Annotated in this window: 8 protein-coding genes; 1 reads left to right on the top strand and 7 read right to left on the bottom strand. The window is 43.2% G+C overall.

Annotation, left to right across the window (positions count from 1 at the left end):
* Positions 1 to 411 precede the first annotated feature (411 nt).
* The 5 genes from AXF23_RS05415 to AXF23_RS05395 all read right to left on the bottom strand — a co-directional run bounded on the left by AXF23_RS05415 (position 412) and on the right by AXF23_RS05395 (position 8,388).
* Positions 412 to 897: a dihydrofolate reductase gene (locus AXF23_RS05415; protein ID WP_089365203.1), complete on the bottom strand. Its 486-nt coding sequence runs from the start codon at positions 895 to 897 to the stop codon at positions 412 to 414.
* 196 nt (positions 898 to 1,093) lie between these two features.
* A complete protein-coding gene (locus tag AXF23_RS05410) occupies positions 1,094 to 1,888 on the bottom strand; it encodes a thymidylate synthase (RefSeq protein WP_009010777.1) in 795 nt (264 codons plus the stop codon).
* Between the two features lie 70 nt (positions 1,889 to 1,958).
* On the bottom strand, positions 1,959 to 3,362 hold the full coding sequence (locus AXF23_RS05405) for a methyltransferase RsmF C-terminal domain-like protein (protein ID WP_233251241.1): 1,404 nt from the start codon (positions 3,360 to 3,362) through the stop codon (positions 1,959 to 1,961).
* A 114-nt stretch (positions 3,363 to 3,476) separates the two neighbouring features.
* On the bottom strand, positions 3,477 to 5,570 hold the full coding sequence (locus AXF23_RS05400; protein WP_107624575.1) for a PorE family type IX secretion system protein: 2,094 nt from the start codon (positions 5,568 to 5,570) through the stop codon (positions 3,477 to 3,479).
* A 109-nt stretch (positions 5,571 to 5,679) separates the two neighbouring features.
* The gene (locus AXF23_RS05395) at positions 5,680 to 8,388 is read right to left on the bottom strand and encodes an endonuclease MutS2 (RefSeq protein WP_107624574.1); all 2,709 of its coding nucleotides are present in this window, start codon (positions 8,386 to 8,388) and stop codon (positions 5,680 to 5,682) included.
* A 1,001-nt stretch (positions 8,389 to 9,389) separates the two neighbouring features.
* Here AXF23_RS05395 and AXF23_RS05390 point away from each other — a divergent pair.
* Positions 9,390 to 11,408: a TonB-dependent receptor plug domain-containing protein gene (locus tag AXF23_RS05390; RefSeq protein ID WP_233251240.1), complete on the top strand. Its 2,019-nt coding sequence runs from the start codon at positions 9,390 to 9,392 to the stop codon at positions 11,406 to 11,408.
* 141 nt (positions 11,409 to 11,549) lie between these two features.
* On the opposite strand, the gene AXF23_RS05385 is transcribed toward AXF23_RS05390, so the two are convergent.
* Entirely contained in the window at positions 11,550 to 11,999 is a 450-nt protein-coding gene (locus tag AXF23_RS05385; protein ID WP_107624572.1) for a YolD-like family protein, read from the bottom strand.
* Positions 11,996 to 13,516, bottom strand: coding sequence for a Y-family DNA polymerase (locus tag AXF23_RS05380; protein ID WP_107624571.1), 1,521 nt, complete (start codon positions 13,514 to 13,516; stop codon positions 11,996 to 11,998). The genes AXF23_RS05385 and AXF23_RS05380 overlap by 4 nt, the downstream gene beginning before the upstream one ends.
* Between the last annotated feature and the right edge of the window lie 111 nt (positions 13,517 to 13,627).

Here is a 13,627-nt window from a genome sequence, read left to right as displayed (position 1 = left end):
AAGGACGAAAAATATTGACGAATAGTAGGAGGGTTAATGAATAGAAGAGGGTGGATAGAGTTAAGACAATACCTTTTTCCCTCTATACATCTGTGTCTCTTGATTCATTGAATGTATCTTTCACTCACAAAGTAGCGTAGCGTTTTGCACACAGAGAATATCTCTCAGAGGGCTATTTAGAAACATATTATCACAAACATACCCACCATGATTAGCAAAAGTGATCGGTGCGTTCTATCGGTCGTAACGCTATTGGTGGGTTCTTCTGTGTGCGAATAGGCATCTCTATCATCTATGACTCTGTAGGAGATGAACTATCCAACAACTTTTGCGGACATCTTTATAAGGTCAAGTTCATAAATCTTTTTTCCTATATAAGTGTTCTTACTCCATGTATTAAAAGGGCTAAACCTATTTTCTTACATAGTTTACAAAAGCGTATGCGGGGTTTTTGTCAGTTGCAGGACGTGACTCACGTGATTCAACAACCCATTTGCCATCGTTATACTCAGGGAAGAACACGTCAGCTTGTGGAGGTGTAGCAGCTATCTCAGTGAGGTAGAGACGGTCTGCAATAGCGAGTGCTTCCTTGTAAAGACTTGCCCCTCCAATGATAAAAGCTTGTTCTTCTGCACCGATATGGTTCAGTGCCTCTTCAAGTGAAGAGTAGACATCGCAGTTAGGGAAGTCGGTTTCTGTTCTGCTGAGAACAATGTTTCTGCGGTTAGGCAACGCACCTTTTGGGAGTGAATGGAAGGTTTTACGTCCCATGATAACGGTGTGTCCTGTTGTTAATTGCTTGAAACGCTTTAGGTCTTCACTGATGAAATAGACCATATCGTTCTGATATCCGATAGCACGATTGGCTGCTACTGCTGCGATGATGTTTATTTCCATAATGGTAATAAGTGTCCTTCTCCATTCCCTCTGAGGGAGGGGTAGTTGCGATAAGGCTATTTATCGTTGGTGAAGGATATGATGTTCTTGACTAATATAATTTATTATACTGAAAGGTGGAGAGCATAGCTTACTATCAAGTTCCAACTCTTTTTGTCTACATTCCCTCCTTTTCGGAGGTGTTATGAAATGTTTATTACACTGCAACCACTGCTGGGATATGTGGTAGTGGGTCGTAATCAGTCAGCTCGAAGTCCTCATACTTAAAGTCAAAGATGTCCTTTACATCAGGGTTAATCTTCATCTTTGGTAGCGGACGTGGCTCACGTGTCAGTTGGAGTTTAGCCTGTTCAAGATGATTGAGGTAGAGGTGTGTGTCCCCAGTCGTATGTATAAATTCCCCTGCTTCAAGTCCTGTTACCTGCGCCATCATCTGTAGAAGGAGAGCGTATGAGGCAATGTTAAAAGGTACACCGAGGAAGCTGTCGGCCGAACGCTGATAGAGTTGAAGGGATAGTCTACCGTCGGCAACATAGAACTGGAATAGACAGTGGCAGGGTGGAAGAGCCATATCGTCAACCTCAGCTGGGTTCCATGCGGTGACTAACATACGCCTTGAGTTAGGATTATGCCGTATCATGTCTACTACATTCTTAATCTGATCGATCGTGCCACCCTTATAGTCAGGCCATGAACGCCACTGATGGCCATAGACAGGACCGAGCTCACCATTCTCGTCAGCCCATTCGTTCCAAATCCTTACACCATGTTCTTGGAGGTAGTGCACATTTGTGTCGCCACGTAAGAACCAGAGTAATTCATAGATAATACTCTTCAAATGAAGCTTCTTGGTTGTCAGCAGAGGAAAACCATCACGCAAGTCAAAGCGCATCTGATGCCCAAAGATGGACAAGGTTCCTGTTCCTGTTCTATCACCTTTCTGTGTTCCTTCTGTAAGGATACGGTTGAGGAGGTCTAAGTATTGTTGCATAATTTGTCTATTTAAGTCTGATATGTTGGGGAGAATATTGTTTTTAAGCGAATTCTTGTTCGTTTTTACTCTATATAAGTACCGATGGCTCGTCTGGGATATGTGTACTCTTGATGCGCCATTCTTGTGGGTAAAGGTTGTTAGCACGGTTCCCGAGGTTCTTTGCAAAGCCTATCGGATAGCCCTTATAAGTAAGGAGGACGATACCACGTGGAGCCTCCGTAGAGAGCGTGACAGCCTCATGGCGAAGATAGGCGATGGCTGTCTGGTAGTCAACTTCTACACGGTGATAAGCCGACTTGTCCGCTGAGACGGAGAGAGCCAACGTATGATCAGGGATAATGTTCTTACCCTTCAATGTACCTTCTTTCACCCCATGCGAAAGGATGCGGAGGTGTTTGTGGGCATCTGTTAGTGTTTTATTGATGTTAAGCGTAGTCTCCTTTGTAAGTGCTTCATCCTCAACTCGTTTACGAATGATGGCCATGAAGATTCCTTCTCCACGTGTCTTGCCAGGGATGAAACGGTAGACAGGGAATTCCCGACCGTCTTTAAGCGGGTTGCCGATGAGCGATCCCGTTATGTTCCATGCCTTTTCTGTAGGTAGAAAGAGGAGTTCAGCATCATACTCGGTGAGTATCCAAGCTATATTCTCTTCATCCTCATGCGCATTAAAGGTGCAAGTAGAATAAATAAGGAGCCCCCCCGGCTTCAGATTATCCCATATATCAGCAATGATACTACGCTGTAGTTGCCAGCAGTTCTCCACATTCTGTGGGCTCCACTCTGCTATTGACTGTGGGTCTTTACGGAACATACCTTCTCCAGAACAGGGCACATCGGCTATGATAACATCAAAGGCAAGCTTAGACTTCTGGTACTCTCGAGGATAGTTACTTGTGACGATAACATCCTCATGACCATACTTCTGAACATTCTCAGCCAATATCTGTGCTCGTTTTCCTATCGGTTCGTTAGAGAAAAGGATAGACCCTGCGGGCAAGGAAGCGCGTGCGCAGGTTGTTTTACCACCTGGTGCAGCACAGAGATCGAGTGCTATAACAGGCTGTTTCACGTAGTATTGCAACGCATGAGATAGAAACATTGATGACGCTTCTTGCACATAATAGACCCCAGCATGGAGTAGTGGGTCGAACGTAAAGTTAGGTCTTGTTTCCAACCAATAGCCTTCCTTACACCAAGGGATTGGTTGAGGGTGAAGCTGTGGATTAACTTTATGCGTATTTTCAGCCAACTTAAAAGGATTAAGACGGATACTGACAGGAGGCGTGTCTTCCAACCCTTTGAGGAATGTTTGGTACAGGCTATCACCAAAGAGACTGCGGGTGTAATCCGTAAAGGCGGAAGGAAGAGTTATTGTTCTCCTTTCTATAGCTTCTTCTTCTTGCTCTTCTTGAGAAGAGATACAGGTAGAAGGTGATACTTTGGTAGGTTGGGTCTTATCTTTTATCATATTATCATGTGCAATAACAAGCTGTTATAAGCTTTTAGGGTGATAGTGCCAAGTTAGCAAATCAGCTGGTAGACAGATGAAGTTTGTGGTAGATAGTCTCCTTCTTAGGATTGACTAAGGGATATCAATGAGTATTGTTCCATCATCATCGAGGTTCTCCTTCTTCTTTGTCTTGGTCTGTTGCTTAAGGTTTCCCTTCTCATCAAACATGCCATACGTGGTGCGAAGGACCGTAAACTCAGTCCGACGGTTCAACTGATTGGCTATTTCTTGCTTTTCCTTATCGAGCTTCTTGATGAAAGCCTCGGTTAGTACGTCGTTTTCCTTTAGCCATGTGTATTTCTCAGTGAGCTTCTTACGAATCTTCTTAGGCCGCTCCTTGCCGTATCCCACAGGTGTTAGGCGGTCGCGAGCAATGCCGTGAGCCGTTAGATAAGCCACTACTGCGTCTGCACGTCGCTGTGAAAGACGTTTGTTATAAGCATCAGAACCGAGGTAGTCGGTGTGTGCTGAGAGTTCAATAGTTACGTTTTGATTCTCCTTAAGAAGGTTGACAAGCGTGTTTAATGCCGTTTCCGATTCTGGTCGGAGTGTCGCTTTATCGAAGTCATAGAAGATGTTGTCTATCAGTACAGGTACGTTGATGCCTGCTAAAGGGAATTGAAGCGTATGCACCTTAGATGTTTCTGTATTACCGACCTTTATCTCCTCTTTATGATTTAAGTGTCCATTGCAGGTTGCAAGGAAGATATAATTGACGCCAGGGTGTACCTCCTGTTCAAAAGAACCATCTCCTTTGACAGCTAACTTCTTGTTGGTTCCATCATCACCGACCATGAACACCTGTGCAGCAGGCAGTTCATAACCATCCATTTCATAGACCCATCCCTTCACAGTCTGTATGATTTCAGGTAGTTCAAAACTATAGATATGGTCCCAACCACGCCCATCATTGCGGTTTGAAGAGAAGAAACCACGGTTATGGATACCCTCAAAGGTCATACCAAAGTCGTCACCTTGCGAGTTAAGAGGATATCCTGGATGTTCTAAGTGATAATGATGATCATTGCCAACCTTAGCTATAAAGATGTCAAGACCACCCAATCCACCATGTCCATTACTTGAGAAATAAAGGTCGCCATTAGGTCGGAAAGTAGGGAACTCCTCATCTTCTGGAGTATTGATAGGCTCCCCAAGGTTCTCAACTCCTCCTGTTGTACCCCCTGTCAGACGTACCCTCCAGATGTCAAGACCACCTTTTCCACCAGGCATATCACTTGTGAAATAGAGCCAGTTACCGTCTGGTGAGACTACTGGATGGGCAAAGCTTGATAGGGTATCACGGCTAATCTCCAACTTAGTAGCCTTTCCCCACGCTGCGTCAGAGCGATTACTTACTGCTATTTGGGCATAACGAGGATTGCTGGGGTCGGTCTGACACTGTGTGATATACATCTCCCTACCATCTACAGAGAAAGCAGGAGTACCCTCATCAGCCTCTGTGTTCAATGCAGACTCTATCGCTCTTGGTGCACTCCATTTACCTTTATCATCCTTCTCACTAAGGAAGATGTCCCCAGCCTTTGCACCAGTAATACCGCTCAACTCGTCACCTTTGGCTTCATTTCGTGTTGAAGTAAAGTAAAGCTGGTCGTATTTATCACCGAAGAGCATGGGTGAGTAGTCCTGTCGACGTGAGTTAAAGACATCCATATGCTTAACTATATACTTCGAGCCACGCTCCTTCATGCCCGCAGCTAATGATGCTGCTTGCAGCGATTGAGCAATGACTTGATTGTTAGGCATCGAATCCAAGGCAATTTGATATTCCTTAACTGCCTCCGTGTAGCTGCCTTCCTTCATCAGATTATCAGCCAGACTTTTATGTGTCTCACCAGTGTCTTGTTTATATCGGATGGCATTTCTATAGGCAGCAATGGCCCGTTGAGAGGATGCAATACGGCTGTAACAATCGGCCATCTTCAATGACAACTCTCCACGTTGGCGTCTATCCTTAGGGGATGTACGCTGATAAGCGGTTTTGAATTGGGTTGCAGCGTCATAATACTCGCCCAAGGAAAGGTGCTTATCACCTTTCTTTATATTTCTATCTACACCGCATGACATCAGCATCAACGTAGCACAGCCTACTAACAGAAGCCTCTGTCTTTGTTTGCGGAGTATGTGTAAAAGCCTTAGGTAGTTCATATTAATATATTAACGCTTGCCTTCTCGATTTATTGCCTATATCTTTTATCTATCAAATAATAAAGCATTCAACTCGTGAACCCGTCAACCTGTTTCCTTGTCAACCGCCTTATAGTTCTACAACCGTAATCCCTGCGCCACCAAACTGTACATGTTCGTCGCGGTAGTTAGTGACATTAGGAACACTGCCAAGGTACTGTCGGATTAATTGACGTAGTATTCCATTCCCTTTTCCATGGAGGATATGCACCTGACTTGCGCCTACCAGGATAGCATCATCAATAAAGTGTTGCACCTGATTCAGTGCTTCGTCAGCCCTCATACCACGTACATCTAACTCTTGACGGAACTGGTTACGATGCATGTCAATCGTCTCACGTGTCTTACGACTGTAGTTATAGGCTTGGAACTGTTGCTGTTCTGACTGAATGGTAGCCGCATCAACATGTTCCAAACGACTAATAGCCATCTTCGTTCTCATACCTCCAAAGATGACAGTTGCCTGTTTTCCTTCAACAGACTCCACCTTTCCAACACTCGTAAGTCCCTTTATACGCACTGAATCTCCAGCCATAATGACTCCTCCACCTTGCTGTTTACGCACGGCGTTCTTCAATGCTTCGGCAGCAGCTTGTTGCTTACCAGCTTTCTCTTTCAGGTGCTGTTCGTGGCGTTCCTTGCGACTTTTAATCTTATCAACCTTCTTTTGAAAGTCGTCATCAGATAGTAGTCCGCTACTTTTCAGCTTCTTTCTGTTAGACGTATCGGCCTTATCAACCTTTTCAGCGTTCGTCAGTCCAGCTTCGTATGCAGCCAGTTCTTGACGGATACGCTTGGTCTCCTCTTTCTCAGCCTGCTTCTCTCTGATTTCACGGATAGCATTTTCTATCCGGCGATTACTCTCCTTGATAATCTCTTCTGCCTGTGTCTTGGCACGGTTAAGAATCTCTTTACGACTCTTTTCGAGCGCAGCTATATCCTTTTCATATTGACTGATACGTTTCTCTAACTCCTTCTCATGGCTATGAATCGTTTGTCGTTTGTTCTCCCAATAACGCTTGTCTCGAACAATATCCTGTAAGTACTTGTCACTCTGAATATAATCAGAACCAACAATCTCTGCCGCATCACGGATTACTTCCTCAGGTATTCCGGTCTTACGAGCAATCTCAATAGCAAACGAACTACCGGGCCTTCCGATAGCTAACTGAAAGAGTGGGCGCATCTCATGACGGTCGTATAGCATCGCACCATTGGCTGTTCCGGGGTGATCCTCCGCAAAATGCTTAAGGTTCTGATAGTGAGTTGTAATCACAGCCCAGGCATGTTTCTTCCAAAATTGGCGTAAAACAGACTCTGCTATGGCTCCGCCTATCTGCGGTTCGGTACCTGTTCCAAACTCATCAATGAGTATTAGCGTTCGGTCTGACGCACGACGCATCATCATCTTCATATTCATCAAGTGAGAAGAATAGGTACTAAGGTCATTCTCTATACTTTGTTCATCACCGATGTCAATCATTATATCCGTAAAGATACCTGTTGTTGAACGGTCGCCAACAGGGATAGAAAGACCGCATTGAAGCATGTACTGAAGTAGACCCACCGTCTTCAAGCATACAGACTTACCACCTGCATTCGGACCAGAGATAATCAGTAGGTGCTTATCTTTGGTGAGTTGAATATCAAGGGGGACAACACTTGAAGGTAAGTTACGGGTCTCGTTCTCCTCTTCTAATAGTGTTTCGTCATCTTGCGAATTAACGTCTTCATTAGAAACTTTATCTATTTCGCTACTTCTCACTGGTAACGAAGCATTTAATTTATCATGATGTTTCCTCTCTAACGACAGTTGGAGTAGGGGATGAATAGCTCTTATCCAATCAATATGAGGCGTCTCTGCCACTTGAGGTTCAAAGCTCTTGAAGAGTCGAGCAAGCTCGGATTTCGCACGAATGAAGTCGATTGTGGCCATAAGATGATAGGAATCGAGGATCTCACGTACGTTTGGACGCACCTTCTTAGCAAAGTCTGTGAGGATACGGATTATCTCTCTTCGCTCCTCATTCTCAAGTTCTCGTATCTTGTTATTGGCTTCCACGACCTCGGTAGGCTCAATATAAACCGTTCTACCTGTCGCACTCTCATCATGAACAATACCCGAAATCTTACGTTTCAGGCCTGGTGCGACAGGAATAACCAGTCTTCCGTCACGCAGCGTAGGCGTGACATCCTTCTCAACCAGTCCTTCTCCTTGTGCAACACGTAATATTCCGTATAGCGTTCGTGATATACTCCCTTCCAGTCGAGCAAGTTCACGACGTATTTGGAGTAGTTCGGGTGAGGCGTTATCACGCATCTTACCAAACTTATCGATAATCTGTGAGATTCGTTGCACAAGTAGTGGGAAGGTTGCCACACCATCTGCAAGGTTGTAGAGGGCAGGGTAGTAGTGACGTATTTCGCCTTGTTCAGTCTCCTCTCCACGGCTCAGAAAGTTGACAATAGCGATGATTGTCTCTAAAGAACGCTTCAGATCGAAGAGCTCATCCACCTCCATGTGAGTTCCTTCTAAGCGTATTCGTGCAACACTCTCACGTACATCAAAGAAATTATCTAAGGGGAAGTCGTCTTGTCCCTCTTGTATTCTACGAAACTCTCTAATCTCTTCCATCCAGGTGTTCACCTGAGTAGCGTCAGTAGAAAAGGCCATTGCGTCAACTTGTTCCTTACCTAAAGGCGACAAGCAACGTGCTCGCAGGAGTGAACGCACCTCTGTGAAGCCTATCTTTTGTTCAAAGTTTTTGGGATATATCATTGTTTTCTCTTCTCTAATTGTTATTTGTAGGTCTCTATGTCAGTATTGTTCTCGATGACAAACGACTATGCCAACAATCTTTGTCTACCAATAGTAAGAACCTACCTATTGATTTGCAAATTTACGAAATGTTTCTGTAATATGGATAGTATAAGCACAGAACCTTTTGAGTCAATTTGATTATTAGACCGCAAAGGGCTACTATCCGCATCATTGGTATTGTCGTTTAAATCGTTGATAGTCTTGTTTTCTGATAAACATGTTCTCTTTTTAAGTTGGTCATTAGTGGCTTTTTCTTCTCTTTATCACGGCAATCATAAGGCTTATCTGGCTTTTCGGTTGATGTTCCAGATATTTCTTTTGTATCTTAGAAACCATTTCTTTATGAGAGAAGGTCGAACACTACTATACTTATCAGTATCTCTAAAGAGGAGATAATGGTTGATGTTCGATACATCAGGATAATTAGTAAGGTTATGAAAAATCATTACATAAAGTTGGATTGAACGTCCTCTATATATGAGTAGATAATCCCTTGAGGTCAAGTTTATAACTTTCAATAAATCAGGCTATTATAAATAGCATTGAAGAACATGCTCTTCTTGCTCCAAGAAGGGCGTCTTCTACATGCAAGAAGGGCATGTTCTTGAAGTTTGTTAGGCCTCTTCTTAACCCTTAAAGGGCATGTACTACTTCCATGAAGGGCGAAAAATATTTACAAGCTATCATGCCTTTAAGGACTAAAAGGGTGTGAAGTGCGTTAAGATAACAGCCATTAACCTCTCTTAGTCTGTATCTCATAGCTCATTGGTTGCTTTTTTTTCTCACAGAGAGCACCCTAAAAAGTTAAAGAAAAAAGGATTTTCTATGGTTGAGTATGGTTTTTCTGTTTTTAATTGAATTATTTAATAATTTTGTGTAAGTTTGCATATAATTCTACAGATGATTATCTTTATTATTGAAAATCTATTGCAGATACTTATTTACTGATGCCTATCTATATGAGAAAACTACTGTTCGTCATATTACTAATATGCTTTCATACATCATTGTATGCACAGACAAACAATGTCTTGTTGAGTCGTGTACTTCGACAAGTACAGTTGTATCCGCAAGAGAAGACATACGTGTTTACTGATGCCGAAAGTTATCAAGCCGGACAACGAATACATCTTCGAGTCTTCTTAGTTAATGCGGTGGTCCATCAGGCAGATAGTATCAGTCGTTATGTATATGTGGAACTGCTTAATCCAGAGCGTTTGGTTGTAAAAAGAGTACGTTTACTGCGTAGCGATCAGGGCTTTGTAGGACATATAGACATCCCAGAAGGTGTGGTGAAAGGGCGATATGTGTTGCGTAGCTATACGAAGAATATGCTGAATCTTAGTCGTTATGAAAGTCTGAAAAGTATCTTTATCGGTGGGCATGGGAGGTTGACTCCTTCTAAGTATAGTAGTAGCTTAAATAGAGAAGAAGCTAATAATAGTATAAACTTATTAATCAATGTCTTAAAGAAAGGGATTAAAGTAAGCGTTGATAATCTATCTGATAGTTCAGAGGACGACTATAGGCTCTTCGTACACTGCCGTTCCATCCCGCTTTACTTTGGAAAGATAAGCAAAGAGAAAGATGTTATTTTGAGTTATGACAGTCTTTCTCAAGGAGGTATTTATTCATTCCAACTACTCGACACTAAACTCAATAAGGTAGCAGAACGATTGAAGTTCGTATATCCAGAGAAGGAGTTATGTCCGATTTCAGTAAGATGGACAGACGGCGAAAAGCTTAATAACAATCAAATTCCTTGTGTTATTAAAGCTGATAGCTTGCGAGAAGGAGAGACGATGGACGTTTCAGTACGTGTAGAATATGCTGGTGTAGACAACACAGTAGGGCAGTCGGATATTATTTCTCATCTGTTATTTGATATGGATAAGGCTGATTGCCCAGAGGAACCATCGTCCGTATGTTTAGAGAGCGAGTCAGATAGCCTGCTTGATAGTTGTAGTTGGAGTCGATACCGAATGTCTGATGTGATTAAAGGAGAATGTAAGAAGGGCCTAATAGGGGTTGAAAAGTCGGCTGTGATACGTGGGCGAGTAGAGACGTTGATAGGACATAAACCAATAAAAGACGGTGTTGTAAATCTCATTTCACCCGACAAAAGCTTTTATGCTGTGACTAAGACCGATGCACAAGGGAGATTTTCATTTGAAGGGATAGACTTTCCTGAAGGGACACAGTATGTTCTGAATGCATTTACAAAGGCTGGGAAATCATGGGTAAAACTACTGTTAGATGAAGATGAGTACCCTTCCTATAAAGGTCAACTGCCTCCTTTTGTATGGACGAGCTATGACACAACACGTGTGGATGCAACATTAGAGCTACCAAAAGGCGGTATTCAAATGGAGGAAGTGAATGTCTTTAGTCATCAGCCCACCTATTCCTCTCGTTCAGATGCTTATTCTCGGACTGCTGATTTCTCCTTCGGATTGCGTGACATCGAGAGCATTGGCGCTACTTGTCTGCATGAGCTACTGCGCAGAGTGCCCAGTGTGACGGTTGAGTTTGGGAAATGTTATGTACGAGGTGGCTTTACTGTGGGAGGAAGGCGACCAGCCGCAATCGCCATAGACGGTATATTTGTTAATGAAGACTACGACTTAGACAATATTCAAATGGCTGATGTAGAGAGGGTAGATGTCTTTAAGGGCGGTTCAACAGTTATCTGGGGAGCTATCGGAGGGATGGGAGTTATCTCCGTAACGACCAAGAAAGGAGATTTCAAAGCAGCTTCTGTCCCACTGACAAATACGAAGACATTTACGACATTGGGCTATCAAATCCCACAAGCTTACACCCCTAACGCACGTACACCCATGTGGTTGCCTTCCTTACGAGGAGCGTCTTTCCGTCTGCTCTTCCCTGCCGAATATCGCTCAACTTATCGTCTGATCATCGAGGGGGTGACAAGTGAGGGACGAATAGTTCATTATATGGGAGAGATAGGAAGGTAGGATAGGGGAGAAGAGTAGGGGAAAGAGAATGCTTTGCGCCCCTATTCTCTATTATAATATAAGGTGTGTGAGGACGCTAAAGATAAAACGTAGATGCGATAAGGATATAGTCATGCAATTCTTATCGGATAGTAATAGGTTTTAAAAGAGCTCATCATCTGGTGATGGGTATTCTTCTGAAGAAAAGATATCACCATCTATATTTATAATAGTATCAATGGAAACGCGCTTACCATCAGCCATACGAATGACACGCTCACTATCACGAATACATTTAATAACTCCCGTGACGGTAAGATACTGTCCTCCAGACTTTTTCTTATCAGGCTGAAAATAAGTGATAGAGACCGTAGGCTGTTCTATTAAAGAATGAGAAAGTAATGCGAGCTTTCTATCTAATAACTGCTGATTGTCCTCCATCATGTCAACTTTAGGAGCTGTTAACCGAGCCGTTTCGATGATAGCTTCCTCGTAGCCCGTCAAAGCTGCAAAGGGAGCAAACTGTGCTGCACGATTGTAAAGGCTCATCTGTGGATGGCGTTTAGATACATGATGTGGTAGATGAATGATGTCATCGTAGGTCTCTGTCATGCTTTATGTCCTCCTATCTGTTTGTTTCGTTCCTTTGCTGTAGCCCCTTCATCGAAGTTAAGACCACGAAGTAACGAATTCTTGCCAAACCTATGTTTTATCTTTAAGATAGTTTCTTGCATCTTACGTTCACGTGCCAATTCGGCGTCTTCAAGCTGCTTTCTCCGCTTTACCTCTTCATAGTCAGTAAACATGTCAAGCTCTATCGGCTTAGCAGTCTTCTGTTTTAAGAGGTCTTCACTGATAACATGATTGGTTGAGATACTCAGTCTCCTTATTAATAATCGTTTGTCTGTAATATCATCATAAATCCTAAGGATAGCTTCACCTATCAGTCGAGACGAAGAGGTGTAACGATGGAGATTGATAGAACCATGAGCCCTCTTGGGAACTTTCCTACCATATCTATCAAAGGATACAGGACCAGTATATTCGCGACCAGTAGGGGTGGTAAGGCTTTCACGGTCATAGCCTACGGACAAGACAAGCTGGTCTGCCACACAACGTTTCTCTACTAAGTCTAACGCTATAGCGTCAGCCATCTCTTGGACGACGACCCTTGCCTTGCGATAAGTGTAGGCTTCCTGAAGCACCTGACCACTACTCATCGAACAGTTCTCTGGTCTGTAAGCCTTAACCAACTCCATTGTGCATGGTTCCCATCCCCAAGCATGATCAATGAGTAGTTCTGCATTGATACCGAAGAGCTTATACAACAATTCTTCTTGATGAATAGAACAACGTGCTATCTTACCCATTGTGTCTATACCATACATCGACAAACGTTGTGCAATACCGCTTCCTACACGCCAGAAATCGGTTAAGGGGCGATGGTCCCAGAGTTTTTTGCGATAGCTTTCTTCGTCTAATTCTGCAATTCTAACCCCGTCTTTATCAGCAGGAATATGTTTCGCTACAATGTCCATGGCAATCTTACAAAGATACATGTTCGTACCTATCCCTGCTGTTGCAGTGATTCCCGTCTCGCTTAAGACCTCACGTATCATCTTTATCGCCAATTCGTGAGCTGTCATCTGGTAGCTGGAAAGATATGAGGTAGCGTCGATGAAGACCTCATCTATCGAATATACGTGTATGTCTTCGGGTGCTATGTAACGTAAGTAGATATTATAGATCTTTGCACTATGCCTGATATAGTGTGACATACGAGGTAAGGCTGTCACATAGTCAATCTCCCAATCAGGGTGTTGTTCAAGTTCTTTTGCACTATACGACTTACCTGTAAACTCTTTACCAGCAGCCTTTCTACGCTCTTCATTGATTTCTCTTAGCCGCTGAACGACCTCAAAGAGGCGTGCACGCCCAGGTATGCCATGTGCCTTGAGCGACGGAGATACGGCAAGACAAATTGTCTTTTCTGTTCGTTCTTTATCTGCAACAACTAAGTTAGTCGTCAATGGGTCGAGTCCACGCTCTACACATTCTACACTGGCATAGAACGATTTAAGATCTATGGCTATGTATGTTCTTGTAGTTGATTTACTTGTTGCAGACATTGATAAAACGAATAGATAAACTGAATACAATTACTGATATATAGGTAGAAAGGATTGAATATTCTCAGTAATGGCCTTTGCTCTTGGGATAGCAGAAAGCCAAACTACAGG

The organism is Prevotella sp. oral taxon 313 (assembly GCF_003043935.1).
GTDB lineage: Bacteria > Bacteroidota > Bacteroidia > Bacteroidales > Bacteroidaceae > Prevotella > Prevotella jejuni.
Note: the sequence above shows the minus strand (reverse complement) of the source record. Positions and strands in the feature narration are given on the sequence as shown.